26 protein-coding genes, 1 tRNA gene and 1 pseudogene are annotated in these 26,245 nt (G+C 60.8%); 13 read left to right on the top strand and 15 right to left on the bottom strand.

Translation table 11 applies throughout. The features are described from left to right. The first annotated feature begins 86 nt into the window (after nucleotides 1-86). Nucleotides 87-1,178: an amidohydrolase family protein gene (locus AC5ZGW_RS15065; protein ID WP_130226729.1), complete on the top strand. Its 1,092-nt coding sequence runs from the start codon at nucleotides 87-89 to the stop codon at nucleotides 1,176-1,178. Nucleotides 1,179-1,240: 62 nt separating this feature from the next. Here AC5ZGW_RS15065 and AC5ZGW_RS15060 read toward each other — a convergent pair whose 3' ends face one another. Both AC5ZGW_RS15060 and AC5ZGW_RS15055 read right to left on the bottom strand, forming a co-directional pair. Then, on the bottom strand, nucleotides 1,241-1,831 hold the full coding sequence (locus AC5ZGW_RS15060) for a MarR family winged helix-turn-helix transcriptional regulator (RefSeq protein WP_051397018.1): 591 nt from the start codon (nucleotides 1,829-1,831) through the stop codon (nucleotides 1,241-1,243). Between the two features lie 348 nt (nucleotides 1,832-2,179). Further along, on the bottom strand, nucleotides 2,180-3,760 hold the full coding sequence (locus tag AC5ZGW_RS15055) for a porin (protein WP_130226730.1): 1,581 nt from the start codon (nucleotides 3,758-3,760) through the stop codon (nucleotides 2,180-2,182). A 251-nt stretch (nucleotides 3,761-4,011) separates the two neighbouring features. Here AC5ZGW_RS15055 and AC5ZGW_RS15050 point away from each other — a divergent pair, with 251 nt between their 5' ends. Together AC5ZGW_RS15050 and AC5ZGW_RS15045 are read left to right on the top strand one after the other, a co-directional pair. After that, entirely contained in the window at nucleotides 4,012-4,500 is a 489-nt protein-coding gene (locus AC5ZGW_RS15050; protein ID WP_130226731.1) for a MarR family winged helix-turn-helix transcriptional regulator, read from the top strand. Nucleotides 4,501-4,518: 18 nt separating this feature from the next. Further along, nucleotides 4,519-5,478: a LysR family transcriptional regulator gene (locus tag AC5ZGW_RS15045; RefSeq protein WP_063623407.1), complete on the top strand. Its 960-nt coding sequence runs from the start codon at nucleotides 4,519-4,521 to the stop codon at nucleotides 5,476-5,478. 182 nt (nucleotides 5,479-5,660) lie between these two features. Here the strand turns inward: AC5ZGW_RS15045 and AC5ZGW_RS15040 are convergent, their stop codons facing one another. Then, on the bottom strand, nucleotides 5,661-5,873 hold the full coding sequence (locus AC5ZGW_RS15040) for a hypothetical protein (protein ID WP_130226732.1): 213 nt from the start codon (nucleotides 5,871-5,873) through the stop codon (nucleotides 5,661-5,663). A 267-nt stretch (nucleotides 5,874-6,140) separates the two neighbouring features. On the opposite strand from AC5ZGW_RS15040, the gene AC5ZGW_RS15035 reads away from it, so the two are divergent. Then, nucleotides 6,141-6,962 (top strand): aminoglycoside phosphotransferase family protein, encoded by an 822-nt coding sequence (locus tag AC5ZGW_RS15035; RefSeq protein ID WP_130226733.1) that lies wholly within the window; start codon nucleotides 6,141-6,143, stop codon nucleotides 6,960-6,962. 539 nt (nucleotides 6,963-7,501) lie between these two features. Next, nucleotides 7,502-7,885 carry a RidA family protein gene (locus tag AC5ZGW_RS15030; protein ID WP_028166599.1) on the top strand — a complete coding sequence of 128 codons (384 nt, stop codon included), beginning with the start codon at nucleotides 7,502-7,504 and terminating at the stop codon, nucleotides 7,883-7,885. Between the two features lie 314 nt (nucleotides 7,886-8,199). Here AC5ZGW_RS15030 and AC5ZGW_RS15025 read toward each other — a convergent pair whose 3' ends face one another. The 4 genes from AC5ZGW_RS15025 to AC5ZGW_RS15010 all read right to left on the bottom strand — a co-directional run bounded on the left by AC5ZGW_RS15025 (nucleotide 8,200) and on the right by AC5ZGW_RS15010 (nucleotide 10,233). Further along, nucleotides 8,200-8,913, bottom strand: a complete 714-nt coding sequence (locus AC5ZGW_RS15025; protein WP_130226749.1) for a DNA helicase — start codon at nucleotides 8,911-8,913, stop codon at nucleotides 8,200-8,202. A 369-nt stretch (nucleotides 8,914-9,282) separates the two neighbouring features. Next, on the bottom strand, nucleotides 9,283-9,543 hold the full coding sequence (locus tag AC5ZGW_RS15020) for a hypothetical protein (protein ID WP_130226734.1): 261 nt from the start codon (nucleotides 9,541-9,543) through the stop codon (nucleotides 9,283-9,285). Between the two features lie 125 nt (nucleotides 9,544-9,668). Then, the gene (locus tag AC5ZGW_RS15015) at nucleotides 9,669-9,872 is read right to left on the bottom strand and encodes a CsbD family protein (RefSeq protein ID WP_028166602.1); all 204 of its coding nucleotides are present in this window, start codon (nucleotides 9,870-9,872) and stop codon (nucleotides 9,669-9,671) included. Beyond that, a complete protein-coding gene (locus AC5ZGW_RS15010) occupies nucleotides 9,853-10,233 on the bottom strand; it encodes an aminotransferase-like domain-containing protein (RefSeq protein WP_207231044.1) in 381 nt (126 codons plus the stop codon). Before AC5ZGW_RS15010 ends, AC5ZGW_RS15015 begins: the two co-directional genes overlap by 20 nt. A gap of 499 nt (nucleotides 10,234-10,732) precedes the next feature. On the opposite strand from AC5ZGW_RS15010, the gene AC5ZGW_RS15005 reads away from it, so the two are divergent. Continuing rightward, entirely contained in the window at nucleotides 10,733-11,650 is a 918-nt protein-coding gene (locus tag AC5ZGW_RS15005) for an NADP-dependent oxidoreductase (protein WP_130226751.1), read from the top strand. 247 nt (nucleotides 11,651-11,897) lie between these two features. Here AC5ZGW_RS15005 and phnA read toward each other — a convergent pair whose 3' ends face one another. The 6 genes and pseudogenes from phnA to AC5ZGW_RS14975 form a co-directional block, all read right to left on the bottom strand. Next, the gene (gene phnA, locus AC5ZGW_RS15000; protein ID WP_130226735.1) at nucleotides 11,898-13,169 is read right to left on the bottom strand and encodes a phosphonoacetate hydrolase; all 1,272 of its coding nucleotides are present in this window, start codon (nucleotides 13,167-13,169) and stop codon (nucleotides 11,898-11,900) included. A 223-nt stretch (nucleotides 13,170-13,392) separates the two neighbouring features. Next, a complete protein-coding gene (locus AC5ZGW_RS14995; RefSeq protein ID WP_028166607.1) occupies nucleotides 13,393-14,283 on the bottom strand; it encodes a LysR substrate-binding domain-containing protein in 891 nt (296 codons plus the stop codon). Between the two features lie 126 nt (nucleotides 14,284-14,409). Further along, nucleotides 14,410-14,583: pseudogene (locus AC5ZGW_RS14990) on the bottom strand (DUF4267 domain-containing protein); the annotation flags it as partial. A gap of 50 nt (nucleotides 14,584-14,633) precedes the next feature. Next, nucleotides 14,634-15,302 carry an NAD(P)-dependent oxidoreductase gene (locus AC5ZGW_RS14985; RefSeq protein WP_130226737.1) on the bottom strand — a complete coding sequence of 223 codons (669 nt, stop codon included), beginning with the start codon at nucleotides 15,300-15,302 and terminating at the stop codon, nucleotides 14,634-14,636. Between the two features lie 67 nt (nucleotides 15,303-15,369). Further along, entirely contained in the window at nucleotides 15,370-15,843 is a 474-nt protein-coding gene (locus tag AC5ZGW_RS14980) for an SRPBCC family protein (RefSeq protein ID WP_130226738.1), read from the bottom strand. A 43-nt stretch (nucleotides 15,844-15,886) separates the two neighbouring features. Beyond that, nucleotides 15,887-16,756: an SDR family oxidoreductase gene (locus AC5ZGW_RS14975; RefSeq protein WP_130226739.1), complete on the bottom strand. Its 870-nt coding sequence runs from the start codon at nucleotides 16,754-16,756 to the stop codon at nucleotides 15,887-15,889. A 100-nt stretch (nucleotides 16,757-16,856) separates the two neighbouring features. Here AC5ZGW_RS14975 and AC5ZGW_RS14970 point away from each other — a divergent pair, with 100 nt between their 5' ends. Then, nucleotides 16,857-17,747 (top strand): LysR family transcriptional regulator, encoded by an 891-nt coding sequence (locus tag AC5ZGW_RS14970; RefSeq protein WP_130226740.1) that lies wholly within the window; start codon nucleotides 16,857-16,859, stop codon nucleotides 17,745-17,747. A gap of 692 nt (nucleotides 17,748-18,439) precedes the next feature. Here the strand turns inward: AC5ZGW_RS14970 and AC5ZGW_RS14965 are convergent. Beyond that, nucleotides 18,440-19,327, bottom strand: coding sequence for a LysR substrate-binding domain-containing protein (locus AC5ZGW_RS14965; RefSeq protein ID WP_130226752.1), 888 nt, complete (start codon nucleotides 19,325-19,327; stop codon nucleotides 18,440-18,442). Between the two features lie 139 nt (nucleotides 19,328-19,466). On the opposite strand from AC5ZGW_RS14965, the gene AC5ZGW_RS14960 reads away from it, so the two are divergent. From AC5ZGW_RS14960 to AC5ZGW_RS14940, 5 genes are all read left to right on the top strand, one after another. Beyond that, complete coding sequence (locus AC5ZGW_RS14960; RefSeq protein ID WP_130226742.1) at nucleotides 19,467-20,216, top strand: SDR family NAD(P)-dependent oxidoreductase; 750 nt, start codon at nucleotides 19,467-19,469, stop codon at nucleotides 20,214-20,216. Nucleotides 20,217-20,236: 20 nt separating this feature from the next. Next, entirely contained in the window at nucleotides 20,237-21,082 is an 846-nt protein-coding gene (locus AC5ZGW_RS14955; protein ID WP_130226753.1) for a transketolase, read from the top strand. Then, nucleotides 21,079-22,089, top strand: coding sequence for a transketolase family protein (locus AC5ZGW_RS14950; protein WP_130226743.1), 1,011 nt, complete (start codon nucleotides 21,079-21,081; stop codon nucleotides 22,087-22,089). The genes AC5ZGW_RS14955 and AC5ZGW_RS14950 overlap by 4 nt, the downstream gene beginning before the upstream one ends. A gap of 169 nt (nucleotides 22,090-22,258) precedes the next feature. After that, nucleotides 22,259-23,284, top strand: a complete 1,026-nt coding sequence (locus tag AC5ZGW_RS14945) for a TRAP transporter substrate-binding protein (protein WP_130226744.1) — start codon at nucleotides 22,259-22,261, stop codon at nucleotides 23,282-23,284. A 5-nt stretch (nucleotides 23,285-23,289) separates the two neighbouring features. Then, the gene (locus AC5ZGW_RS14940) at nucleotides 23,290-25,173 is read left to right on the top strand and encodes a TRAP transporter large permease (RefSeq protein ID WP_165435280.1); all 1,884 of its coding nucleotides are present in this window, start codon (nucleotides 23,290-23,292) and stop codon (nucleotides 25,171-25,173) included. A gap of 200 nt (nucleotides 25,174-25,373) precedes the next feature. Here AC5ZGW_RS14940 and AC5ZGW_RS14935 read toward each other — a convergent pair. Beyond that, nucleotides 25,374-25,463 (bottom strand) — tRNA-Ser (locus AC5ZGW_RS14935). Between the two features lie 198 nt (nucleotides 25,464-25,661). On the opposite strand from AC5ZGW_RS14935, the gene AC5ZGW_RS14930 reads away from it, so the two are divergent. Beyond that, nucleotides 25,662-25,997 (top strand): hypothetical protein, encoded by a 336-nt coding sequence (locus AC5ZGW_RS14930; RefSeq protein ID WP_130226746.1) that lies wholly within the window; start codon nucleotides 25,662-25,664, stop codon nucleotides 25,995-25,997. Nucleotides 25,998-26,245 lie beyond the last annotated feature (248 nt).

Below are 26,245 nucleotides of genomic sequence, written 5' to 3'. Positions count from 1 at the left end.
TGTGCGGCGCGCACCGGCTGCCTTGTTGAGGCCGCGTTTACTACCTTACCTTGCACACTTCAAAAATAGAACTGGGAGGAACCCGCGTGACCACCCGTCGAAACTTCTTGAAGGGCGGCGCTGCCGCCAGCATCATGTTCTGCAGTTGCGGCCTGTTGCGCAGCGCGCACGCGCAGCAGCCGGCGCGCCAGACGCTGCCGGTCAGCGTCAACGGCAAACGTGTGAAGACCATCGACGTTCACGCGCATTGCCAGATCCGGGAAGCCGGCGCACTGCTGGGCAACGATGCCAGCAAGATCCAGGTGCCTCCGGTGCGCGGCGCCGAGGAAGCTTTCATCAATCTCGATCAGCGGCTGGCGGCGATGGACGCGCAGGCGGTCGACATGGAAGTGCTGTCGATCAATCCGTTCTGGTACGGCCGCGATCGTGAGCTCGCCGGCAAGATCGTAGAGATGCAGAACGAAAAGCTGGCCGAGCTTTGTGCATCCAAGCCCGAGCGCTTTGCGGCCTTCGCCTCGCTGACGCTGCAGGCGCCCGATCTCGCGGTGAACGAGCTGGAGACGGCGGTCAGGAAACAGGGGCTGAAAGGCGCGGCGATCGGCGGCATGGTCGAGGGCATGCCGTTTTCCGATCCCAAATTTCACCCGGTCTGGGCCAAGGCTGAAGAGCTCGGCGTCCCCCTGTTCATCCATCCGCAGGGCATCGCGGAATTGAACAAGCATCTTGCCGGCAACGGCTGGCTCTCCAACCTCGTTGCCTACCCGACCGAGACCAGTATCGCGTTGGCGCACCTGATCTTCGAAGGCTCGTTCGACCGCTTCCCCGGGTTGAAGATCATCGCCGCGCATGGCGGCGGCTATCTGCCTTCCTATGCGGATCGTGCGGATCACGCCTGCCTGGTCAGCCCGGCCAATTGCAATCCCGACATCAAGCTGAAGAAGCGGCCGACCGAATATCTCAAGCAGATCTATTTCGATTCGCTGGTGTTCACGCCGGAGGCCATCCGGCATCTGGCCGCGCAGGTCGGCGCGTCGCAGCTCGTGCTGGGCAGCGACTATCCGTATCCATGGCAGTTGCAGCCGGTCGACCACATCTTCGCATGCACGTCATTGAGCGATGAGGAGAAGGCCGACATCCTCGGCCTGACGGCGGCGAAGCTGATCAACGTCCAGGCGTGATCGTCAGCCGCGGCGAAAATGAGAAACGACAGCGGTGACCACAGCACGTTCGCGGCGAAGACTCAGACGCTGCGGACTTGCGCTCCGTTCCGACGGACGCGCTCTTCGTCCGGACAATCCCGCCCTGCAAGTTTCCAGAGGCAGGAGAGAATCACCTTTGCCTCGGTTTCATCGAGCCGCGCCATGATCCTTTTCTGATGGTCCCGGGCGCGCCGTTGCAGCACCTTCACGAGCTGATGGCCGCTCTTGGTGAGATGGATCTGCCTGACGCGGGCATCTTGGGCGACTTGGGTCCGCTTGGCTAGCCCGCGCTGTTCCAGGCTGTTGAGGGTCGGAACGATCCTCGGGCGCTCCACTTCAAGGCTCTTGGCGAGATCAGCCTGGTTGATGCCGGGGTTCTCCGCCACCACCACAAGCACCAGGAATTCCGCAGCCGTTACGTCGGACTCAGCGAAACACTGAAGAATTCCCTCAAACACCGCCAATTGTGCCCGATGGAGGGCATAGCCAAGGGAATCGTCAAGGTAAGACATTTCTGCTGGTTCAATATGCTCGCGGGACAGGATGGGCATGACCGACGGCGCCCCCGACTGCTCCTTCTGGAAGCGCCCCTGGAGCGCCGACAGGGCGCGGGATGCTGCATCGGCCGCCATAGGAAACGCCAGAGCGAAAATCGAAATTCACCGGCGGGTTCTGCATAAAATATGAGCAAAAGCGGAACACGCGCAACAACAATATGTCGCGCGGACACCATGTCACGTGAATAATATGTCATCTCAAAGGAAAGACCTCCGGCGGGGCATCGCCGGAGGTCCCTGGAGGTCAACACGAAGATCTGTTTGCGGCAGGTCCCTGTTGACGTTGGTAGAGCATCATCCGGAAAAGTGGAAACCGGTTTTCCGAAAAGATCATGCTCAAACAGATAGATGGACCATGATCCGATTGGTCTAATCGGATCATGATCTGGAGCCGCAGACGAGCTGCGCTGCGGCTCTTTGTCCTCAGAAGTTACGCTGCGCGCGGAGCTGGAGCAGGTAGGTATCCTGGTCCTTGAACTCGTAGCGGGCCGAAGGCTTGGGCGCCGACGGGCCCAGGACGGCGGAGCCCTGGAAGCTCTGGTCGAGGTGGAACCACTGGAATTCGGCCGAGAAAGTCAGGTTCTTGACCGGGGTCCAGCGGGTGACCGCGCCGAGCTGCGAGACGTTGAAGTCGGGGTTGCAGACGTAATTCGCGCTGACCGCCTTGGCCGGCGTGGTGTAGTTGAGGCACATGAACGCCTTCGCCGCACCATCATACCGGACCGCCGAATAGCTGCCGAAGAGGCTGGTCGACCAGTACGGATCCCAGTTGTGGTTGAAGGCGCCGCGGACGCCGAAGGCTTCCGTCAGATGCAACGATCCGTCGCCACCGGCCGCGACCGGCAGGTAGACGCCGTCGGTGGTGGCACCGAAGCCGATGCTCTGATAGGCGCCCGCGCCGCCGCCGCCGAACATCGCAAAGCTCGGCGAGGACGACGAGGTGGAGATCACGTACTTGGTCGCGCCCTTGGCGTAGCTGACGTCGAACTTGATGTCGTCGCCGGGGCCGGTCGGGATGTTCTTGATGTTCACGCCGATCATCGCCGCGCCACCCCACTTGGTGTCAGGGTGACCGGAAAGCTCGGACGCTCCGGTCGGTGCCGCACCCGGCAGACCCACGCCGCCGGCCGGTGCGCCGAGTGCGTTGAGCGTGTTGTAGGAGCCGCTCACTTCATGCGCCGCGGCCGAAATCTGGAACAGACCCCAAGCCTGGTCGACGCGGATGTTGCCGACCACGTCAGGCGCGTGAACGCCCGCATAGGCGTTGCCCGTGTTGAACGTCGCGTTCAGAGGCAGCGACAGGTTGTAGACCGCGGTGCGATCCCAGACCGTCGGATCGTCCAAGCCGATGCTGGCCGAGATGCCGTTGCCGAACTGCGCGGTGTACTGGATGTTGTTCACACCGGTGTCGGTGTTCTGGCCGCCGAGCAGGTTGGAGTTGATGTTGCCCGGGAAGCCCTGCCACGGAGTAGCGTAGGCGGAAGCAGACTTACCAAACGTGAAACCGGCAAACTGAATGAAGACGTATTCGACCGCGACGTAGCCGCCGCCGGGAGTGTCGAGCAACTGCGAGCCGGCAACCGGCAGGCCGGTATTGATCGAGTTCGGGTTGTAGGTGCTGCCGCCGAGCGTCGAGAACTGGAAGTCGGCCTGACCGAAGGTGCGGACCACGCCATATTCGGTGGCGGTGCGGGTATCGATCGTCAGCGCCATACGGGAACGAGCGGCGAAGTAATCGCGATAACGGTTCCCCTGACCGATATCGCCGTTCCACGCCGGGGTGCCATGGATGCCGCCGTTGAAGGTCGCGTCCACGCGCAGATAGCCACCGATCTTCATGCAGGTGTCGGTGCCCGGGATGTACCAGAAGCCGGCGCCGTACAGCGAGCAAACCTTCACATATTCGACGGCCTTCGCCTTCACCGGAAGATCGGCCGCTTGCGCGCCCGCCAGAGTGATGAGGCTTGCGGCCCCACCAAGTACGAATGTCCTAACGACAGTCATTTTATTGCAACCTCCTGATCTGACGGACTGGTGTCAGTCGAAGCGGAACGAGCGGCCTGAGACCCATCGCTCTCGCGTAATGCCCAATTACAAGTGTCTCAAGCTGACGGAAAATTTATCGCGTCGAGCCAACCAGCCCCCTTGCCCGAGCATAAGTAACGAACTTATTTGTCATGATCTAGATAACACCATTATCAAATGACAACAAAATCGATCTTGTTGCAGCCAAGCTACACTCGGTGACATGACCAATGAACGGAGCAGATGTATTCGCAATGAGGAAGCGAGACTCTATTCGACAGTTTGGTCGGGAAATCGCGTCGCTCCACGCATCTCTTGATGAACTCTATCAGTCCTGGGCGAAAACGCTCGGAATCACCGGCCCGCAATGGAAGATCATGCTGATCCTCGCCGATGCCAACGACGACAACGGGTTGTCCGTCGGCAACGTCTCGAAAATTTTGAACGTCGAAGCATCGTTTGTCACAACGCAGTCAAAAATCCTTGAGAAAGAGGGCTTAATCCAGAGAAAGACGTCGCGACGAGACGGACGAATCGTCAACCTGTCGCTGACGCATCGAGCGTTGGAGCATCTGGAAGGACTGGCACCGCGACGAGATTCATTGATTGAATTTATCTTCGCGGAGTTCGCGCCCGGCGAACTCGATGAACTCAGTGGAAAACTATTCTCTCTTAAGGAAAGGCTGGAGAAAGCACGTCTGCAGGTGGCAGAGCCTTAGAGAACAGGCGCACCGGCGATGGACCTTCTCGGCAGCCTCGGCATCCTCGTACGCGTAGCGGAAGTTCTTTCGTTCTCCGCCGTCGCGCGCGAGCGTGATGTGAGCCAGGCCGCGGTCGCCCGCCAGATTTCGCAGCTCGAAGAGCACTTTGGCGTTCGCTTGTTCCATCGCACCACGCGAAAGATCAGCCTCACCGATGACGGACAGATGCTTGTCCTCCTCGCGCGACCGATATTGGACGGCGTCGAGGGCATGCTGACCGCCGTGGGACGACAGAGCGCCTCTCCCATAGGCCTGGTCCGCGTCGGCGTGACGGGGACCGCAGGTCGCTTCCTCGCGCGGCGTCTGCCCGAGTTGCTCGCGGATCACCCGGGACTGAAGGTCGAGCTCGTGGTGAGCGATCGGATCGGCGACATGATCGAAGATCGTCTCGATCTAGCGATGCGCGCCGGCGAGATATCAGATGCATCGCTGGTCGTTCGTCACGCAGGCACGATTTCGCGCGTCGCCGTGGCGGCGCCGAGCTATATCGAAAAGCATGGCGAGCCTTCCTTGCCCGCCGAACTTGCAGAGCACACCTGCATCGTGCACGCCACCAGCCAGAATTCGGATATGTGGACGTTCGTGACCAACGAAGGCACCCAGCAATTTCGCGTGTCGGGCGGATTCCTCGCCAATGACGGCAGCGCTGTGCATCTGGCCGCCAGAGGCGGATACGGGATTGCCTATCTCACGCTGGTCGACGTGTTCGACGATCTGCGCAGTGGCCAGCTTATCCGCGTCTTGAACAACTTCCCGTCGCCGAACATTCCGCTCAGCCTGGTCTACTCCTCACGCCGACATCTTGCGCCGCGCACGCGCGTGGTGCTGAATTTCATCCTGGAAGAGCTGCGAGAAATTCGCGCTTTGCTTTCCGAGGACCCGGGCGAGATCCGGAACCAGGGAAGCGACCAAAGCGCTCCGGTTCTCAGCGTGTGAAGCGCGGGCCGCCGAAGCGAACCCGCACTGTCGTTCGACATTCAGGATGGACGATGCGTCAGTCGCAGCGAAGCTGCCGATTGTCCGCTGCAGCAACGGCTCGCGATCCGGATTTCTGAGACCGAACCCGCGGCGCGCATTGCGAAGCACGACCGCCTTCCATTGCCGCGTAGGCGCTGGCGTCATTCACGAGCTTGTTTGCGCTCGCCCCCGAATTCAGCACATCCGAGTTGGGATGATAGAATGCGTGCAGGCCGGGCTCCTGAATCGCTTGCTGCGCGAACACCGGCGCCGCCGCCAAAGCCGAAAGCATCATGGCCGAAGCGACTGATATCTTGAGGCTGTTCATCTTGTTTCTCCGTAACTGCCTTGGTGAGGATCACGGCAGCAATCATCGCCCACGCAACAGCGTGGTTCTGGTAATCGTTTGAGGGACATGCCCGCCTGACTCGCAATGGCTGCAACTGATCTGACAGCAGAGCTATCGCGGAACACCGTTTCGGAGAAAGCGCGCCGCGCTTGAAAGACTTGTGCGTAAATCGCAGAAATCGGCGCGTCGCCAAGCGGCGCAAAGAATGCATCGCGCTCGTGCGAAAATAACGATGAATTACCTCTACACGACCGCGTGAACAACACGATAAACGCCGCTATACGCTCATCGGATGTTCGATTCATATCTCTCAAACTGGCGCCTCGTCCGTGATGGCGAACCCATTGTCACCCATGCAGCGCGGCTGCTGCCGGTGCTGCGGCACGGCGAACCCGCCATGCTCAAGCTGGCGTTCGAGGAGGACGAACGCCTCGGCGGCGCAGTCATGGAATGGTGGGATGGAGACGGCGCAGCCTGCGTGCTGGCACGCGACGAACACGCGCTGCTGCTGGAGCGCGCCACCGGTCCGGCCTCTCTCAGCGACATGGCCCGAACGGGACAGGACGATGAGGCCTGCCGCATTTTGTGCCGGACAGCCGCCCGCCTTCATGCGCCCCGCGCCAAGGCCTTGCCGAAGCTGATACCGCTGGCGCAATGGTTTCGCGAACTCGCGCCAGCCGCGCGAACCTACGGCGGGATTCTTCCCCGCTGCACCGAGACGGCCGAAGCCCTGCTCCGCGATCAGCGCGACATCGTCGTCCTGCATGGCGATCTGCACCACGACAACGTGCTGGACTTTGGCGCGCGCGGCTGGCTCGCGATTGATCCCAAGCACATCATGGGCGAGCGCGGCTTCGACTTCGCCAACATCTTCACCAATCCCGATCTCGCCGACCCGACGCGGCCGGTGGCCACCGTGCCGGGCCGCTTTGCACGGCGTCTGGACATCGTCGCAGAAGCCGCAAAGCTCGACCGGCTTCGCCTGCTTCGCTGGATCCTTGCTTGGACCGGTCTGTCTGCAGCCTGGTACTTGGGCGACGGCGATCCGATGGCGGAGATCGATCTGCATATCGCGCAACTCGCTGCGGCGGAGATCGATCGGATGGGTCGATGAGGAACTTCGCACCTGGCCTGAAGGTTATCGTGGGACATCATTGGGAGAAGCGAATGTCAAAAAGTAAGCTCTCCATGCTGATTGCCGCAGCTCTCGCACTCGCGCCACTTCAGGTGTTTGCGCAAGGCGTCGGCAGTCCACCGCCGCCCCGGCCTGGAGACCCGGCCGCTGCAACAGGCGCCGTGGGCGGAAGCGCGCCGCCACTCAAACCTGGAGCCCGGACCGGCGGTACCCCCGGCAGCGTGGGCAGCCCACCGCCACCGAGGCCTGCGCCTCCGAGCGATGGCAAGAAAGGCGACTAGCGCGCCAACGGCAGGGCATGCTGTTTTCCGTCGCGATGCATCTTGCCTTCGACTGTTCTGCATCTGACTTCATTTCGTTCTCAAGGAACGAATCGAAGCCGCGAACATCGGTCCGGACAGCGTCCTAACGATTGGTTTCCGCCGAACGTGGCGGCGTCATCTCATTGACGCTGCGTCGCAGCTTTGACTAACATTGGCTGCATCATCTGCCCTTTGTCTCCATTCAGGATGGTCGCCATGCGTGCACTGTCTCCCTCGTCGATTCGACCGCCCTTGGCGCGATACAGCCACGGGATCGCCGTGCCGGCGGGCCACCGGCTGGTGATCACTGCGGGGCAACTCGGCATCGCTCCAGATGAGAGGATTCCCGCGGACAGCGAAGCGCAGGCCGATCTCTGCTTCGCAAACATTGCGGCGATCCTTGCCGAGGACGGGATGACGCTGGCGAACGTCGTCCGCCTCAGCGTCTATGTGACGGCCCGTGAGCACATGGAGGGCTACAGGCGATCGCGCGACCGGCAGTTTCCGGGAACGCCGCCGGCGACGACGCTGATAATGGTGGCCGGCTTGGTGCGGCCGGAATTCGTTATTGAGATCGAAGCCATCGCGGCCGCCCCTTAGCGCGTTGCCGGACAGTGGTTGCGCGCGAGAGTGAATGCAAGAGAGGCGACTAGCACGCCCGCGGCGGGGCGCGCTGTTTTGCGGGCCATGCACCTGTCTTTGACTGTTCTGCATCTGACTTCATTTCGTTCTCAAAGAACGAATCGAAGCCGGAAAAAGCGGACCCGACCGAATCCTAACGATTGGTTTCCGCCGAGCCTGCCGAAGGCGTGAACACGACTGGCGATATCAGAAACGGAGCAACGGGGCGTTGCAGCCCCTGTCGCGCACGATCGATTTGGCACACGACAGGAGCAGAACCGGATTGGCCCGCGCTAGCTCACCGCCCGGAACTGGACTTCGCCTTTGTTCAAGAAGCATGTCTTGTTGAACAGCCGCAAGTCCAGCGGATTAGGCAGCCGGACATCGCCAATGTCAGGACACGTCTTCTTCGCCGGATCGTAGGAGCGATCGATCTGCGAGATGAAGACGATGATCAGCCCCCGCTCCCGCGCGAACGATTTCAGCACGCGAACCTGCTCGGCCAATCCCGGGTGTTCACGTTTCTGATCGAGCAATTGCAGATAGTCCACCACCACCAGGGTGCCGCGAGCTGCCGTCGCCAACACCCTCGTGATGTAATCGGCACTTATCGCGTCGGAGCAGTCGAGTTCGAACAGTCCGTCGAACCGCGCGTACTCCGCGCCGATGGCCTGGAAGCGATCCAGAACGTCCCTTTCGGTATACTCCAGCGTGAAGAACACGGCGCGATTGCCGGATTTCATGGCCTCAATGGCGAGCTCAAGACTCATCAGCGTCTTTCCCTGGCCCGGGCGCGCGCCCACTAGCACCAGGTCACCAGGCTTCAACCGAGCAAGCAGCTTGCCGGCGGGCCTGGACGCGGACAGCTTCGCCGCAAGCAGGCTCCAATCGCGATAGCCTTCCTGAAGGGCGATGCGATTCAGCGCGACATGGAGTGGAATACCTTCCTCGCGGGATAGTCGTTTGGCTTTGCGCTTCAAATGGTAGATCGGCGCAGACAGCTTCATCGGCAACCTCCGATTGCGAGCAATCTTCGCAATCCCTCCTTATGCTTGGCGCTCGAACAGTCGGTTCGATGATCAGGTAGCCCGGTATGAACAATACTTTCCCGATCGGAGGGGGGAGGCGTGGGCCGCGCTCGAATCGGATGATAGCGCACTTCGTCGTGGACCGGAATCGCACGGGTCCGACCTCCGACCAAGCGCTTGTACGACCATGCCGCCTCGTATGAGAAAGCCCCCGCTAGGCAGCGGAGGCTCTTTCAGAAGTTGAAGGGCCGGGCAGTATCTTGCGGATCCAAGAATGCCCGCTTGATGGCCCGATCGCCTTTTCCAATTTTCTACGGCTGTTGCCGGCCGTCTTCACCAGTCGCCCGGTCAGTCGTTGTCATGATGAATGACGGTTTTCTCGCGAGATCCGTCCTCATTTTCTTTCTTGATGACCGTTGTCCTGTCGGTCTCGCGAGGCTCACGTTCTTTGATGACGGTAGTCCGATCGCGGTCGCGATGATCGCGAGGCTCACCGATAGTGACACCTCCGCCAACCGGTCCGGTTTGAACCCCAACGCCAACGTCTTCAGCCAAAGCGGGGGCGGCAAACGACACCATCAAGGCGGCGGCAAGAAGGTAGCTCCTCATCTCATTCCTCCATTCCGATTACAGATGAAGAACGTGCCGGTGCGACATTTTGTTCCTGTCCTGAAGGACGTCGAAACCCTGGACCTCCGATCAAAAAAGCCCCGCAAAAGCGGGGCTTCTTGAAGTTACCACTTCTGACGACCGTACCAGTCATCGATCTCTTTTCTGGCCTGGTCCTTCGCATAGCCGTAACGTTGCTGCAAACGACCTTCGAGTTGGTCCTGCTTTCCCGCGATGACGTCGAGGTCATCATCGGTGAGCTTTCCCCATTGCTCCTTGACCTTACCTTTCATTTCCTTCCAATTGCCCTCAACGCGATTCCAATCCATTGCTCTCCTCCTTGGACAACTGGTGGCCAACCGACATTGCATGCTTTTGTTCCAATGGCCTGCGCGGCGGCTTCTTGTCTGAACAATCGACATTGCTGCCCGCCTGCTCGAAAGGTACCTCGCTCGCTTCATGAAGAGCCCGCGACATGGCGCGGCGCTTGCCAAATCCTGGATTGGGTCGAGCATCACGACGACAGCGCAAGAAGGTCGAAATATTATTCGCTCCCGGCCGTCGAGAGAGAGCCGGAGCCGCCCGTCCTTTCAGCTGCAGTTCGCTCAGGTAATCGTCCTCGATGATCCAGGCGTCGTTCCGCCGAGCCCAGGCGATCAGTGCAAGCCGCCGCGGCAGCGACATCGTCATTCCGAGCGGTGCCTGCTGGCCTGGCGTTACAACTGGCAATGTCGCTCCACCGGCGGTCTGGACACCAGCGGCGACATCAAGTCCTTCCGAGCTGAGCGGCCAGATCGCGCCAAGAGGGTGACCGCGCGCCCGAGGTGAGCCGCCCGTTCTCGATACCCTCTCTGACCGCGCAATAGATCTGGGCAGCCAGCAGATCTGGGCAGCCAGCGGGGTCCTTCTGGCACGATCAAGTCGGATGCGGAGGCCAGCCGTTGCGCGATGGTACAGCCAAAATTGGCAATCTTGGTACTGTTTTATGACCAGCCGCAACGCATCTATTCGTCAACACCGGCGACCGGAGCGATCCCGATGCATCAGGCTTGGTGGGAACCCCGGTCAATGCAGACAGCGCAGATCGCAGGGATGGAGACCGGACTTCGACAATGGCTGACATTTTGTGGATAGCCGGCGCGTCCACGCTCCCGAGCCAAAGAGACAAATGACCGAGGAGAAAATTATCATGAAAGCGATCGTTGTGACGGACCAAGCGGCGGGAACGGCCGGGATGACGCTGGTGGAGCGGCCCGAGCCGCAGGCAGCGATAAACGACGTCGTCGTTCAGGTTCATGCGTCGGGATTCGTCCCGACTGAGCTGGCGTGGCCCTCGACCTGGACCGATCGCCTCGACCGTGATCGAACACCGTCGATCCTGGGGCACGAGCTGGCCGGAGTGGTCACCGCTCTCGGATATGGCACGACCGGTCTGTCGGTGGGACAGCGGGTGGTCGGCCTCGCGGACTGGTATCGCGACGGCACGCTGGCCGAGTATGTGGCGATTGAGGCACGCAACCTCGCGCCGCTGCCGGGCGATGTCGACTTCACAGTCGGCGCGAGCCTGCCGATCTCGGGGCTGACCGCGTGGCAGGGACTGTTCGAGCACGGCCGCTTTCAGGCGGGGCAGAGCGTCCTCGTGCACGGTGCGGCCGGCGCAGTCGGGTCGATGGTGACGCAACTCGCACGAGAGGCCGGCGCCTACGTCATCGGTACCGGACGCGCCGCCGACCGTCAGACGGTGCTCGACTTCGGCGCGAAGGAGTTCGTCGACCTCGACAACGACGCCCTGGAAGACGTCGGCGGAGTCGATCTCGTGTTCGATGTCATCGGCGGCGACATCGGGAAGCGGTCTGCAGGCCTGATTCGAGCCGGAGGAACGCTGGTGTCTATCGTCGGGCCGGCCGAGGCACGGCCCGCCGACGGCCTCGCGGTCGACTTCGTCGTCGAGTCCGATCGTGCCCAACTGAGTGAGATCGTCCAGCGGGTGCGGGACGGACGACTGCGGACGAACATCGGCAACGTCTCGCCCCTCGAGGATGCCGTCGCCGCCTTAAACCCGACCGAGCGACGCAAGGGGAAGACGATCATCCGCGTTCGTCCCTAAAGCGACGCACGCCGATTGACGCACGCAGCTGGCGGGCGCTGTCCAGGTCGGCCGGCTGGCGAGCGCCGATGTGAGCAAGGCGCAAGCGCCCGTGGGTCAACGTGGGCGACCCCTGCGTGTTGCGCCGGACGGCCTTGCAAAACCTTTGGGAAGCCTATCGCGTGCTTGTAGGGATAGACATTGACGGACGGAACGATCAGCGGTTCGCGCAGCTACGGACCGCCGCTCTCGATTGGCGCTTTGCTGTCTAGTCGACAACTCCGTTCAGCGCGAAATCGAAAATGTCGTAGTTGTGCAGCGGTCCGGCTTTTGCCTTTTCCTTGTATTGCTCGCTGATCGGACGCGAAATCAGGAACGGCACCTTCTGCTCGCCGAGGCCACCGTGCGAGCGCAGCCGATGGCCGGCCAACTGGCTGAGATTATGATCCTCCTGTCGAGCGCCCACCACGGTGTGCCGATCGCTGAAGACCGCAAAATCTCCCTCACGGTCGATGGGCAGTTCGAACTGCCTACATACCTGCTGCTTATCCAAGACGAGTTCGATTCCCGGCAACGTCTTGGCAAAGGCAATCATCGCGTGGACATCGCCAGGCTTTCGCAGGTGCACCCGAACAAAGGAACCGAGCGCCCCGTGATGACGAACGAATGGATCCGCAATCGGACAAATCACGCGCACCGAGCCGTCGCCGAACCGTGAGTTCAATTCGTCCTCGAGGTACACGACATTGGGAGTGCCATCCTTGGCAGACTTGTCGTTCATCCCGTGATCTGCAGTAATCGCAACAGTTGCTCCAAGCGAGATGAGGGACGCGATCGCCTCGTCGACAGCCTGATGATACGCGTCAGCTTCGGGCTCGCCCGGCGCATGTTTGTGTTGGACGTAGTCGGAGGTCGACAGGTACATGAGCATTGGATGCTCAGTCGCCAGGAGCTTGACACCGGCGTCGAAGACGAACTGCGAGAGATCTGCCGAGTATTGGTCCGGCGTAGTGCGCCCCACCAATTCTTCGACGTTATCGATACCGTTTTCCTTCAGATTGGCTTTGCCTGCGTACTCCGAGGAAAAGTTGATCCCCTTCATCTCGTAAGCGAGTACCTTCAGCAACTTGTCTTTCGCGGTCACAACAGCCGTCTTTACGCCAGCCCGACTCAATGCACCGAGGATGGTGCCGCACCTAAGGCGTTTGGCGTCGGTAACCATGATCTCCTTGCCAGTTTCCGCATCGAGATAATAGTTTCCGTTGATCCCATGCACGACCGGCGGCACGCCGGTGACGATTGACGTATTATTGGTGTTCGTCGTGCTCGGCATCGAGCAATCCGCGATTGCAACAAAGCCATGTTCTTTGAAGGACTTCATCGTGGGCAACGTGCCGTTCGCAATGCCATGCTCCAGATAAGCGGGGTCGAAACCGTCGACACACACCACGACGGTGGGACGCTTGGGCGCAGCATAAAATCTTCCGTTCACGTCGACTCCCGTAGCGGGATTCTGCGAGGGCGCGAGGCGTTGGTTCATGGATAAGGCTCGGGTGGGCAAATCGTGCATGGCGGCACATTCCCGCTCGCGAGCGAGAGTTTCAATCGAATTAAATGCACCTATATGTGAGTTCTAGTAACTGTCCCAGCCAGCAGAGGACATCCGCGAAATCGTTTTGCGGAGAGACGTCCGAACTCAATCTTCTGGCACGCAGAAATCCGCCGGCGCCGGACAAGATTGACCGGCACGTTTCGTGGGTGCGCTACTTCCCGATCTCTTCTTTCAGCCAATCCACGACGCGATTGACATGTCGCGGATCAGCTCTCGAAGTAGAATGCGCGAAGTACTGCTCTCCTTTCACAGCGATGCCTGGGAGCGGACAGCGCAGCTTCCATCTGCTCGGGCCAGCGAAGAACTCTTTGGGTGCTACAATCGACCCCAATCCTTCGCGCACCGCATGCATCGCGACGAACATGTGATCAAATCGGTGGCCGCCTTCAAGCAGATAATCGCGGACCCCGGCCTCCTGCAGCCACGCTTCCCAGTGCCCCGGACGCGTTGCCGATGTGATCAGAGAATGCTTGAGGATATCAGCCGGCTTCTTAACGGGGCGACGTTGCAAGAGGACCTCCGCGCTGACAGGGGTAAGGTTCTCGGTGAAAAGTGCCGTGGTATCCTTGAGGTACGATCCAATCCGCTCCGCTGTGCCTCTCGTTATCACTAAATCATTGGCCGATATGTCGGGGGTCTCGCCGGTCATGCGCGTTGAAATCCAAACCGACACGTTGGCATTGCGCACCTCGAAGCGTCTCAATCGGGGCATCAGAAAGTACATTGCGAATGTGGAGGGTGCCTCTATGGCAAGAACCGTCTTGCTTCGCTGGCGTCTCACGTACTCGCAAGCGGCTCCGATATCCTTGAAGGATTGCCCCAACTGTTCTGCGAGTATCTTGCCATAGGGGGTCAGCGTAAGGCCCCTTCCCTCACGCGTGAATACGTGTTGACCCAGCCAACTCTCGAGGGACCGAATTTGCTTGCTAACCGCTCCGTGAGTCACCCCGAGTTCTTTCGCCGCGGAACTCAGACTGTGCGCACGTGCGGCGACGGCGAACGCCCGAAGGGCGATGAGAGGCAACTCTCGTTCCTTGGTCACTGAGCCCTTCCTGATACCAAAACTCACGTATTATCGCTATATTATCGACTTTCTGTCGGACAGCAAACCGCTCCAGCCGAGAAAAGCGCCACGTTGCTCGCGGCGATGCATTGCCTCCAACTCTAGCACTTCGACCATGATCACGGCCGTGAGACCGTGCATACCGAAGGCGCTTTTCGTGGGGCCTTCTGCAAGAATGAGCAGCATGTCGCCTACGGGGATGATGGCTTCCACGCGCAGAATGATGCCGACCCCGCTTGGCGCGCCCCACATCATGAACGCCAGCATAGTCAAGCCCGCATTCCGCGCACTCGTACGCGTTCCGGACCAGACGGTGTGCGGAATCGCGTTCACCAGGTGATCAACGGAGCACGATGCAGCCAGACATCGGCTCGCAGTTGATCCAGGACGAACGCCGCAACGTCTTGTCGCGATATGCTTCCGCCATGGAAGTCGGAGAGATCCGTCAGGGCCCGGACCGAACCGCGGCTGGGCTGGTCATTCAGGACGGAGGGCCGAACGAGAATCCAGTCGAGCCCGCTGTCTCTGACGATGGCTTCCTGGCGGTTCTTGTCGGCGTACACCTTCTTCAGGAGAAGCGGAAAGATCAAGTTGTCGAAGAGAAAGCCGCCGTGTCCGGCACTGTCGCCGGCGCCGATCCCCGTAATGCAAACCAGGCGGGACACGTGCTCGGCCTTCATCGCGCTCACCAGTGCGCGCGTTGCCGTCGAGAGCAGCGTCACCTCGCTGAAGGGGCTTGCCGGCGTGCCGAGCGCACTCACGACGGCGTCCTGTCCCCTGAGGGCTTCGCGCAACGCTTGTTCGTCGCGGACGTCTCCGACGACGAGCTTGGCGCCTTTCAGATCGCTTGCCTTCTGGGTTGAACGCACCAGCGCGGTGACCTGATGTCCGCGCGCCAACGCCTGGCTGACGATCAGACGTCCGGTGCCGCCGGTCGCGCCAAGGACCAACAGTTTCGATGGGGAAGTCCTGGTGCTGTCGTTCGTGGGATTGCTCATGGATGCCTCCTTGAATGGCGGGACGCCTCTCAGGAGGTCGTGCCGCGGTTTCGGTGTTCGGTGATGATCAGAGCTTGGTTTCCGCGAGCAATTCGCGGGTCCGCTTTAGCGTGGACAGCAGGGCGGCCTTGTAGCCCTTGTCGCTGTCAAACTGCGCCTGCTCGGCCTGCTCTTCGGGGCCATTCGGCTTCTTGCCGCGCAGCCCCGTGTAGCAATAGAACCGCAGTTGCAGGGCGCCGACCTCGTCCTCGAAGAGTTCGTTGACGATCGCGCCTTCGCGCGGGCCGGTGGCTTGGAAGAAGGTCACCTTCTTCTCCGACTCGAAGGCGATGATCTCGCGCAGATCGTCGCCGGCGATCGTGGCTTCACGCACGATGTGCGTCTTGCTTTCTTCTACCACCTCGCAACGCGTGCAGAGATTGGGCGGAAGAAACAGCCGGGCGTCGCGGGCCTTGAGAACAAGGCCCTCCCACACCTGCGCGCGGGTCAGCGGAATCTCGCCTTTCGGATTCACCGGAACGGTGGCGGTCGAATGGATCATGGTCGTATTCCTTGGTTGTCGCGTTTGGGTGAAGCCGCTGCCATCAGGCAGCGGCCGTGATCTCGGCGACGAAGTCGCGATAGGAGCGCAGCGGACGGCCCAGGAGAGCGGTCAGACGCTCGACGTCGCCGGCCTCGGGGATCATCCCGTCAGTGAGGAAGCGCTCGCTCATCAGCCGCATGTCGAAGGCCATCCAGCTCGGCATGAACTGCCTCAGGTTCTTCTCGAAGCCGGCGGTATCGTCGCCCGGATATGCGATCGTGCGACCCAGCACCTCCGACCAGATGGCGGCAGCTTTCGCGCCGGTCAGCACATCCGGACCGACGAGATTGATCCGGTCGAGCGGAAGCGACGCGACGGACGTCTCGCGGCGGACGAGCTCGATAGCAGCGATCTCGCCGATGTCGCGCGCGTCGATCATGGCGAGGCCCTTGCTGCCGATCGGCATCGGGTAGATGCCGTAGCCAGTCATGACGTCTTTGATCGTGAGATCGTTGTTCATGAAGTAAGCGGGGCGCAGGATGGTGGCCCTAAAGCCCATCTGCTCGATCATCCGCTCGACTCCGAACTTGCCGGCGAAGTGGGGCACGTTCACGTAGACGTCGCTGTGGATCACCGACAGGTACACGATGCGCTCGATGCCGGCCTCTCGCGCCAGGTTGAGCGCGATCAGCGCCTGGGTGAATTCGTCCGCCACCACTGCGTTGAGCAGGAACAGGGTCGAGACGCCCGAGAACGCGCTGCGCAGCGAGTCGACGTCCAGCAGGTCGCCTTTCACGGCGTTAACGCTTGCCGGGAAGTTGGCCTTTGCAGGATCGCGCACGAGGGCACGGACATCGGCGCCGCGCTCGACGAGTTGTTGGACGACGTGGCGGCCGACATTGCCGGTGGCGCCGGTAACGAGGATGGTCATGGGGATCACTCCGGGTGGGTTGCGACACCCCGCAAATTAGTGATCCAAATTCAGCCAGATAGACGCTATATTTAGACAGATCGTCTCACTGGTGGAACGAATGGATTTGCTGGCCCTCGCCGATTTCAACCTCGTCGCCCGCCATGGAGGCTTTGGACGGGCCGCCCGGGCCGCCGGCCGCCCGAAAGCGACGCTCTCCCGCCGAGTCTCGGAACTGGAGAGCAGCCTCGATCTGCGGTTGTTCGAGCGCGGAACGCGCACACTGAAGCTTACTCAGGAAGGTCGAGCGCTTTTTGAGCGGACAGGAGCATTGCTCGCCGAGCTCGACGAGACGGCGGCGGCTATCGCTTCGGGCGGGGACAAGCCGCGAGGCCGGTTACGGGTCAGCGCGCCTCTGCTTTTCTCGCAGACCGCGATGGGAAAGCTGGCTGCCGCGTTCGCGCTGAGATACCCGGAGGTTCGGCTCGAGGTCACGACGGAAGACCGCGCCGTCGACATGATCGAGGAAGGCTATGACCTGGTGATCAGGGTCAATCCGGATCCGGACGAAACCCTTGTCGGACGAATCCTGATGCGTGATCGGCTGGTGGTGGTGGCGAGCCCCGACCTAAGTCGTCCTGCGCGCGATCTTGCCGTTCCGACCGTGGTGCGCGGGGTGAGCGATCTGACATCCGCATGGGATGTGAAGTCGTCAAGCGGAAACTCTCGGATCACGACCGCCCCGGTGCTTCGCCTGTCGTCGATCGTCATGGTCCGCGATGCGGTCCGCGCAGGCGTGGGCGCCGCACGCCTTCCTGTGTCGCTCGTGAGTCACGATCTGGCCGCCGGCAAGCTTGTCCACTGGGGTGATGTCGACGGACCGGAGATCGTCCTCTGGGCACTCTATCCATCGCGCCGATTGCTGAGCGCTCGCGTATCCGCGTTCCTCGACTTTCTCAAGGAAGCCTTCCCCTCAGGGACACCGGACGAGCTTGCGGCCTTCATCGATTAGCACAACCGCCAAAGACGCCGTCCGGGGCCGAGAACAGCGGCAACCGAGTCGATGAAGAGACGAACGCGCGGCAAACCCGGGCGGCCCGATGGTCGCGAGCTAGTCGAACGGCTCGGTATCGCGCCCAAAGATTTGCCGCTGATGCTTCGCCCCAACGGCACCTGGAAGATCGGCGCGTCCACATCCTTGTTGATGGGACGATCACTTGGAGTCCCTCATGCAAGCCACTGGCGTGCATTCGGCACAACTAACGAACCCCAGCGCGCGAAATCGTAGTTTGGGGTACAAAATCGTGTAAATGGCGGAGAGAGTGTCAGTCAATCCCCATTGAAAGATAAAGCGTTTCTGTCTTTCCTAGACCAAAACCCACACTCTAAGCTACGCTGGAAGATAGTATTTTGTCTCCGACAGAATCTCTTTCCGCTGATAGATCTTTTCATCGACAACAGTACCTTATGCCAGTTTCGCGACGCAGCGTGGTGCGGCGTATGAATGAGCGTGGCGGCGAGGTCACAGATGCTGCAAAACACGATCCTTGGGACTGGTCGGATGCGTTGTCCCTTGCATGTCGGGCGACCATTTGCCCTCCGAAGGCAGCCGCCGCGCGATGATCGGAATTGATGCACAGCGGCGAGAGCGCACTGCGCCACCGGCTGGCAGATGGCCAGCGGGTTTTCCTAACTCAACTCGAACTAACCCTTATCGGCCAGCGCGAGTTCCGACGTGATCCAATCCACGAACGTTCGCAGGGCGCGGCGTTGCCGACTTGCACGCGGAAATGCCAGATGATGGCCGACGTATCGAATGTCGACAGAACGACCGACCAACGGCGCCACCAATCTGCGAGATGCCATTTCACGCTCGGCCAGACGAGTCGATTCCAAAGCAACGCCGACACCGCCGCATGCCATGGCTATCGCGAGGAAGCTGCGATCAAAACGCATTCCGTGGATGGCCGGCGGCTCAAGTCCGTTCGCAGTGAACCATTGATGCCACTGCACTTGCTTAACGTCTGAACGGATGAGCACCGCGCCCAAAAGATCCTTTGGCTTGCGAATCTTTTTCGCGACTTCAGGCGTGCAAAGCGGGGTAACAGTTTCTTCCCCAAGAGGTATCACATCGACGCCTTCGCCGCGCGGCTGACCATAAACAATGTCAAGATCGAAGTCGTCATTGGTGAACCGAGCATAGTCGGTGTTGGCGGCAAGCCTCACTTCGAGCCGCGGTTCGGCAGCGAGGAATTTTGTCAATCGCGGGGCCAGCCATTGCGCGGCGAAACTTGGCGCACAATGCACCCTCAAGAGCTGCGGCCCGCGACCGGCAACCTCTTCGATGCCACGGCGCAGATTGTCAAAAGCCGCGCCGGCGTGACGCATCAGGTTTTCGCCCGCCGGCGTCAGACGGACGGAACGTGCACTCCTTTCGAACAGAGTGGTGCTCATCGAGCTTTCGAGCTTGCGGATGGCGTGACTGACTGCGCTCGGAGTCAAATGCAGTTCGTCGGCCGCGCTGCTGAAGGAGCCGGTGCGCGCAGCCGCCTCGAAGGCTCGGATCGCCGAGATCGGGATGCTCGACAGCAGCATGCCTATGAGTGAACCAGATTCACATATCCAAGACAACAGCGCGTTTGTCCCTGCAGCGCCTCGGACCTAGGAATGGGGTGAAGAGGACCGGCTGCCTACCGCAGCGCCTTGGAAGAATAGACACAGGGAGGATCGAATGCTGCTTCGCGGCAAGACAGCCATTATTACAGGTGCGGCTTCGCCGCGCGGAATTGGCCTCGCGACCGCCAGACGGTTTGCCGAAGAAGGCGCTCGCGTCGGTATCCTCGATCTCGATGGCCCCGCCGCGCAAGCCGCCGCAAAAGATCTGGGCGACGCTCATATTGGAGTGGCTTGCAACGTCGCCGACCAGGCCGCTTGCCTGAAAGCGGTCGAAACCGTCGCCAGCGTCTTCGGTCAGATCGACGTCTTGATCAACAACGCTGGTATTACCCAGCCGGTGAAGTTCCTCAACATCAAGCCGGGCGACTGGGACCGGATTCAGGACGTCAATCTCAAGGGCATACTGTTCCTGTCTCAGGCGGTGATTCCGCACATGCAGAAGCGCAGGTCCGGATCCATTGCGTGCATGTCGTCCGTATCAGCCCAGCGCGGTGGCGGCATTTTCGGTGGACCGCACTACTCGGCAGCAAAGGCGGGCGTCCTTGGGCTTGCCAAGGCGATGGCGCGGGAATTTGGCGCCGATGGAATTCGCGTCAACTGCGTCACGCCGGGATTGATCGGCACCGACATCACGTCCGGCAAGCTCACTGACGAAATGAGGGCGAAGATTCTGGAAGGCATTCCGCTGGGAAGGCTCGGGGAAGCGAAGGATGTTGCGGGAATCTACACATTCCTCGCTTCGGACCTTTCCGCCTACGTCACCGGCGCGGTGATCGACGTCAACGGCGGGATGCTCATTCACTGAGAGAAGCGATGGAGAGAAGGATGTCCACGAATACATTTGTTAACACGCCGACCCTTGCACAGCGTGCGCGCAACATTCGCCGTAACGCCCTGCTCATGGGCGAAGTGCAAGGCCAAGGCTACATCGCGCAGGCTCTCGACATCTCCGACGTGCTAGCGGTCGCATACTTTCACGCGATGCGCTACCGGCCCGAGGAGCCCACCTGGGAAGATCGTGACCGTTTCCTTCTTTCCAACGGCCACTACGCCATCGCCCTATATGCCGCACTGATCGAGGCCGGCATTATCCCGGAAGCCGAGCTGGAGACGTACGGCTTCGACGAAAGCCGTCTTCCAATGTCTGGCATGGCCTCCTACACGCCCGGCATGGAAATGTCCGGCGGGTCACTGGGGCTCGGACTAAGTATCGCGGTCGGCATGGGTCTCGGCTTGAAGCGAAAGGGCTCCAAAAGTCGCGTCTTCACACTGTTCTCCGACGGAGAACTCGACGAGGGTTCGAAGTGGGAAGCGATGATGTCGGCAGCACACCACAAGCTCGACAATCTGATCGCGATCATCGACGTTAACAATCAGCAGGCCGATGGCCCCTCAAAGCAGATGCTGGGATTCGAGCCGTTGGTCGACAAGCTCGAAGCCTTTGGCTGGTTCGTAGGCCGGGTCGACGGCAATGACCTCGACGCCGTCGTGGCGGCCTTTGACGCAGCGAGTTCGCACCCCGAACCGCAACCGCGCGTGATCGTCGCCGACACCCTCATGGGAAAGGGCGTTCCTTTCCTGGAGCAGCGCGAAAAGAACCATTTCATCCGGATTGAGCCGCACGAATGGCAGCTCGCCCTGGCAGAACTCGATGCGGGAGACAGGTCATGAAATCGGCAGCCCCAGCTAGCCCCGGGAAACCGCGGCTCACTACCTCTGCAATGATCGCGTCGATCGCGGCCGAAGGCCAACGGACCAAACCTGCGCCGTTTGGCCACGCGCTCGTCGAACTGGCGCGGAGCCGGCCGGAGGTCGTCGGGCTCACGGCCGATCTCGGCAAGTACACGGACCTGCATATCTTCGCGAAGCAGTTTCCGGATCGCTACTACCAGATGGGCATGGCCGAGCAACTGCTGTTCGGCGCCGCCTCTGGATTGGCGGCCGAAGGCTTCATGCCCTTTGCGACGACCTATGCGGTGTTCGCGTCGCGACGCGCCTACGACTTTATTCATCAGACGATTGCGGAAGAGGACCGCAACGTGAAGATCGCTTGCGCCTTGCCCGGCCTCACTTCCGGTTACGGCCCAAGCCACCAGGCGGCGGAAGACCTCGCCCTCTTCCGCGCGATACCGAACATGACGGTGATCGATCCTTGCGACGCTCATGAGATCGAGCAAATCGTTCCGGCCATCGCCGCTCATCGGGGACCGGTGTACATGCGACTGCTGCGCGGCCAGGTGCCGCTTGTGCTCGACGAATACAACTACCGCTTCGAGCTCGGCAAGGCGTCGCTAATCCGCGACGGGCGGGAAGTCCTGATCATCTCTTCGGGCATCATGACCATGCGCGCGCTGGAAGCCGCCAAAGCGCTTGCTGACGACAAAGTCGATGCTGCCGTGCTGCATGTTCCGACCATCAAGCCGCTCGATGAGCAAGCGATCCTGCGCGAGGCCGGCAAGCCCGGTCGCCTCGTTGTCGTCGCCGAGAATCATACCACCATCGGCGGCCTCGGGGAGGCGGTTGCGGCTCTGCTGATGCGTTCGGGAGTCCATCCTGCCTTCCGTCAGGTCGCGCTACCCGACGAGTTTCTTGCCGCAGGGGCGCTCCCCACGCTGCACGATCGCTACGGAATTTCCACTGCCGAAGTCTCGCGGCAGATCAAGGAGTGGCTGCGCTAAGCGCGCATCGTCCCTTCGTCACGTTCGACTGCGAAAAAACATCGGCTGCGCGGCCCCACCGCGCAGAAGGATGGCTGCTACCCGAACCCGGCGTCCGAGAGCCGGTCGAAGCTGCAATCATGTCCCGCTACCGGTGAATAGACCACTTCGCACTAACAAGGAGGAACCCATGACCCAACGTAAACCGATCGCCATCAGTCGTCGCAAATTACTCTTGGCCGGCGCGGCCGTCCCGTTCTGCGCCATCCTCACACGACCCGCTGCGGCGGCAGAATTCACATACAAGCTTGCGACCGGGCAGGACCCGACGCATCCCGTAAACGTTCGCGCCAAAGAAGCGGCCGATCGCATCAAGGAGGCGACCGGCGGACGTCTCGAGATCAACGTTTTCCCCGCCAATCAACTCGGCTCGGATACCGATCTCTTGACACAAGTTCGCAACGGAAGTGTCGAATTCTTCAACCTCTCCTCTCTGATCTTGGCCACGCTCGTACCGGCCGCCGGCACCGTCAACCTGGGCTTCCTATTTCCCAACTATGATGCGGTGTGGAAGGCCATGGATGGCGAACTCGGCGCCTATATCCGCGCGCAGATTGCAAAGACGCCGATCATGGCGGTGTCAAAGCCGTGGGACAACGGCTTCCGGCACATTACGTCCTCGGGGCGCGAGATCAAGAAGCCGGAGGATCTCAAGGGCTTCAAGCTGAGGGTCCCTGCTGCTCCGAATTTGACTTCGCTGTTTCTAGCTCTTGGCGCGGGTCCGGCACCGATCAACTTCAACGAAGTCTATTCCGCGCTGCAGACCAAGGTCGTTGATGGTCAGGAAAATCCGCTTCCGATCATCGCGACGGCGCGCTTGTATGAGGTGCAGAAGACCTGCAGCCTGACCGGGCATGTTTGGGACAACTACTGGATTCTCGGCAACAAGCGCGCCTTCGAGAAGCTTCCGAAAGACGTGCAAGAGATCGTGACGCGCGAGTTCGATCGCTCTGCGAATGATGAACGGGCGGATATCGCGAAGCTCAGCGAGTCCCTACGCAACGATTTGACCGCAAAGGGCATGCAATTCCTCGAGGTCGACCGATCGGTCTTCCGCCAGGCGCTGGCGAAGACGAGCTTCTATGCCGACTGGAAAGCCAAATTCGGTGAAGAAGCATGGGCGCAGCTCGAGAAAGCCGCCGGTAAGCTGGGTTGAGCGCCATGGAACACGGACACATAGAAGGGGCGGTTCTTGCCCTTCCCGAACCGGCCTCCGGATGGCGAAAGATTGTCGTGAGCGTGAACCGCGCGCTCAAGCCTGTCGTCGCCGTCCCTGCCGCACTGCTCGTCGTTGCCGAGGTGATCGTCCTCTTTGTCGGCATCATTTCCCGCTACGTGCTCCAGGCGCCGATTGTCTGGTCGGACGAACTTGCTGGCATTCTATTCCTATGGCTCGCGATGCTGGGATCAGTTATCGCTTTCCAACGAGCCGAACATATGCGGATGACGGCGGTCATCGGCATGATCCGCCCTGAAGCCAGGTTGTTCCTCGATGTTTTCGCGACAGCCGCATCGTTGGCATTCCTGCTTTTGGTCATTCAACCGGCGTACGAGTTCGCGGCCGACGAAGTCTATGTCACCACTCCTGCACTGGGCATCGTCAACACCTGGCGGGCGGCCGCGCTTCCGGTCGGAATTGGCCTGATGCTGATCGTCGCAAGCCTAAGGCTGGCGGCCACGGCCAATCTCAAGCACCTCGTTGGGGCCGTCGTCGCGGTGGGATCGCTGGTCGCAGTTCTGGCGCTACTAGCGCCGGTGCTGAAACCGCTCGGCAATCTCAACTTGCTGATCTTCTTTGTATTCATCGTCGGGGCGATGGTTTTTGCGGCGGTGCCGATCGCCTTCGCGTTCGGCCTGGCAACCATCGGCTATATCACGCTGACCACCAGCACGCCCGACGTGGTTGTCATCGGCCGCATGGACGAAGGCACGAGCCATCTCATCCTTCTTGCGGTACCCCTGTTTGTATTTCTCGGTCTGTTAATCGAAATGACAGGCATGGCACGCGCCATGGTCGGGTTCCTTGCCAGCCTGCTCGGCCACGTCCGGGGCGGCCTCCAGTATGTGTTGGTCGGTGCGATGTACTTGGTCTCAGGCATTTCAGGATCCAAGGCGGCCGACATGGCGGCGGTAGCGCCCGTGCTTTTCCCTGAAATGACCAAGCGCGGCGCAAAGCGCGGCGACCTCGTCGCACTGTTGGCGGCTACCGGCGCCCAGACCGAGACGATCCCTCCCTCCTTGGTGCTGATCACGATCGGATCGGTGACCGGCGTGTCAATCGCCGCGCTGTTCACCGGTGGGTTATTGCCAGCCATCGTGCTCGCGATCGGGCTGTGCGCGGTCGTGTGGTGGCGATACCGTCGGCAGGACTTATCCCACGTCAAGCGAGCGACGGGCCGAGAAGTTGGTCGTGCGTTTCTGATTGCTATTCCCGCTATTGCCCTTCCCTTTGTGATCCGCGCCGCGGTTATCGAAGGGGTCGCGACTGCGACCGAGGTTTCGACAATCGGCATCGTCTATTCCATATTGGCTGGGCTTCTCATCTATCGCCAGTTTGACTGGCGTCGCCTCTATCCGATGCTGGTTGAGACCGCGGCTCTCTCCGGCGCGATCCTCTTCATCATCGGTGCGGCGACGGGAATGGCCTGGGCTTTGACCCAGTCGGGCTTCTCGGCATGGCTTGCGAAGTTCATGACCTCCTTGCCCGGTGGTGCGCCGGCATTTCTGATCGTCACCATCATCGCGTTCGTCATCCTCGGGAGTGTACTCGAAGGTATTCCTGCCATCGTGCTCTTTGGACCACTGCTCTTCCCCATTGCTCGTCAAGTGGGCGTCCATGAGGTCCACTATGCGATGGTCGTCGTTCTCGCGATGGGAATCGGTCTTTTTGCCCCGCCCTTCGGCGTTGGCTATTACGCAGCCTGCGCGATCAGTCGAATTCATCCCGACGAAGGCATGGGTCCGATCGTCGCGTACATACTGGCCTTACTCCTCGGCACACTTCTAGTGGCTGTAGTGCCGTGGATTTCTATCGGGTTTTTGTAAGCCCGTTGGTGGGAGGTGCGGAGATCGTTCGCACCTCTCGTTCACCGCTTAGACAGTTTTAGATGTCTGCATTATGCACTTCGAGACCGTTGCCTTGAACCACCCGCTAAGCAAAGCTCTAGAATGCCCTGCGTGTGCAACGGCGTGATATCGCGTGCAACACCGTCCAAATCGTAGTCCGGCGTACAAACTCGCATAAATGGCGGAGAGAGTGGGATTCGAACCCACGGTACGGTTTCCCGCACACACGCTTTCCAAGCGTGCGCCTTAAGCCACTCGGCCATCTCTCCGGAAGCGCCCTCTCTTGAAGGGATGGGGCGGATTTTGCAAGGGAGAGAGCGGGTGGAAGCTGAAATTTCCTTAAGTTTTTGGAAGAGCTTGGGTTTTTGGCGGGGCTGCCGGTCGGGATCGGGGCGCGGGTTCGGCCTGTTGAACCCGAATCCTTGCCGTGCCGACGACCGCAAGGCAAATCAGCGGTCGAGGGCGGCATGAAGCGGGCATTTGCGATTCTCGGCCTGGTCGTGGTGGCGGTTGTGGGCGCCGGTCCGGCGCTGGCGCAAAGCTGCACCAAGGCGGGGACGGATGTGAGCTGCGACGACGGACGACGCGGGGTGCTTTCGGGCGACACCATCATCTGGAGCGACGGCACGCGCTCGAGCCTGACCTCGCCGCATCCGAGCGTGATCGTCGGCAACCGGTCCTCGGTCAGGGTCGGGCAAGGCGTGTTCGTCGGCAAGGGCAACGGCGTTGTGCCGATGGAGAATCCAAGCGACCCGCGGCGGGCGCGCTGCCCGGTGCTCGATGGCGTGCCGTATTGTTATTGATCTGTCCGCGTTTGCGCTGACGCGCCCACGGGTGCCGTACTTTCCGTCACTTGCGAGCGGAGCGAAGCAATCCATGTCTCCACAAGCGGCGCGATGGATTGCTTCGCTGCGCTCGCAATGACGACGTGGCGACTTTCGGTGCGACAAATCAACCCGACGGGCAAATCACCGAAAGTCTGTCCAGCCCTCGCGCGAAAAACATTCCACTTTCGCCGTCGGGCAAATCAGTGATTTAACTCCGCGCGTCT

It is taken from the genome of Bradyrhizobium sp. Crot121 (assembly GCF_059512385.1).
Note: the sequence above shows the minus strand (reverse complement) of the source record. Positions and strands in the feature narration are given on the sequence as shown.

Bases quoted from the DNA above. Each gene is read 5' to 3' on its own strand.
- AC5ZGW_RS14960 (WP_130226742.1), top strand. From the start codon at position 19,467: ATGCTGCTTCGCGGCAAGACAGCCATTATTACAGGTGCGGCTTCGCCG.
- AC5ZGW_RS14940 (WP_165435280.1), top strand. From the start codon at position 23,290: ATGGAACACGGACACATAGAAGGGGCGGTTCTTGCCCTTCCCGAACCG.
- AC5ZGW_RS15030 (WP_028166599.1), top strand. From the start codon at position 7,502: ATGCGTGCACTGTCTCCCTCGTCGATTCGACCGCCCTTGGCGCGATAC.
- AC5ZGW_RS14985 (WP_130226737.1), bottom strand. From the start codon at position 15,302: ATGAGCAATCCCACGAACGACAGCACCAGGACTTCCCCATCGAAACTG.
- AC5ZGW_RS14980 (WP_130226738.1), bottom strand. From the start codon at position 15,843: ATGATCCATTCGACCGCCACCGTTCCGGTGAATCCGAAAGGCGAGATT.
- AC5ZGW_RS14970 (WP_130226740.1), top strand. From the start codon at position 16,857: ATGGATTTGCTGGCCCTCGCCGATTTCAACCTCGTCGCCCGCCATGGA.
- AC5ZGW_RS15020 (WP_130226734.1), bottom strand. From the start codon at position 9,543: ATGAGGAGCTACCTTCTTGCCGCCGCCTTGATGGTGTCGTTTGCCGCC.
- AC5ZGW_RS15005 (WP_130226751.1), top strand. From the start codon at position 10,733: ATGAAAGCGATCGTTGTGACGGACCAAGCGGCGGGAACGGCCGGGATG.
- AC5ZGW_RS15040 (WP_130226732.1), bottom strand. From the start codon at position 5,873: ATGATTGCTGCCGTGATCCTCACCAAGGCAGTTACGGAGAAACAAGAT.
- AC5ZGW_RS15025 (WP_130226749.1), bottom strand. From the start codon at position 8,913: ATGAAGCTGTCTGCGCCGATCTACCATTTGAAGCGCAAAGCCAAACGA.
- AC5ZGW_RS15055 (WP_130226730.1), bottom strand. From the start codon at position 3,760: ATGACTGTCGTTAGGACATTCGTACTTGGTGGGGCCGCAAGCCTCATC.
- AC5ZGW_RS14945 (WP_130226744.1), top strand. From the start codon at position 22,259: ATGACCCAACGTAAACCGATCGCCATCAGTCGTCGCAAATTACTCTTG.
- AC5ZGW_RS15050 (WP_130226731.1), top strand. From the start codon at position 4,012: ATGAACGGAGCAGATGTATTCGCAATGAGGAAGCGAGACTCTATTCGA.
- phnA (WP_130226735.1), bottom strand. From the start codon at position 13,169: ATGAACCAACGCCTCGCGCCCTCGCAGAATCCCGCTACGGGAGTCGAC.
- AC5ZGW_RS15045 (WP_063623407.1), top strand. From the start codon at position 4,519: ATGGACCTTCTCGGCAGCCTCGGCATCCTCGTACGCGTAGCGGAAGTT.
- AC5ZGW_RS14950 (WP_130226743.1), top strand. From the start codon at position 21,079: ATGAAATCGGCAGCCCCAGCTAGCCCCGGGAAACCGCGGCTCACTACC.
- AC5ZGW_RS14975 (WP_130226739.1), bottom strand. From the start codon at position 16,756: ATGACCATCCTCGTTACCGGCGCCACCGGCAATGTCGGCCGCCACGTC.
- AC5ZGW_RS15010 (WP_207231044.1), bottom strand. From the start codon at position 10,233: ATGACGATGTCGCTGCCGCGGCGGCTTGCACTGATCGCCTGGGCTCGG.
- AC5ZGW_RS14955 (WP_130226753.1), top strand. From the start codon at position 20,237: ATGTCCACGAATACATTTGTTAACACGCCGACCCTTGCACAGCGTGCG.
- AC5ZGW_RS15035 (WP_130226733.1), top strand. From the start codon at position 6,141: ATGTTCGATTCATATCTCTCAAACTGGCGCCTCGTCCGTGATGGCGAA.
- AC5ZGW_RS15015 (WP_028166602.1), bottom strand. From the start codon at position 9,872: ATGGATTGGAATCGCGTTGAGGGCAATTGGAAGGAAATGAAAGGTAAG.
- AC5ZGW_RS15060 (WP_051397018.1), bottom strand. From the start codon at position 1,831: ATGGCGGCCGATGCAGCATCCCGCGCCCTGTCGGCGCTCCAGGGGCGC.
- AC5ZGW_RS14930 (WP_130226746.1), top strand. From the start codon at position 25,662: ATGAAGCGGGCATTTGCGATTCTCGGCCTGGTCGTGGTGGCGGTTGTG.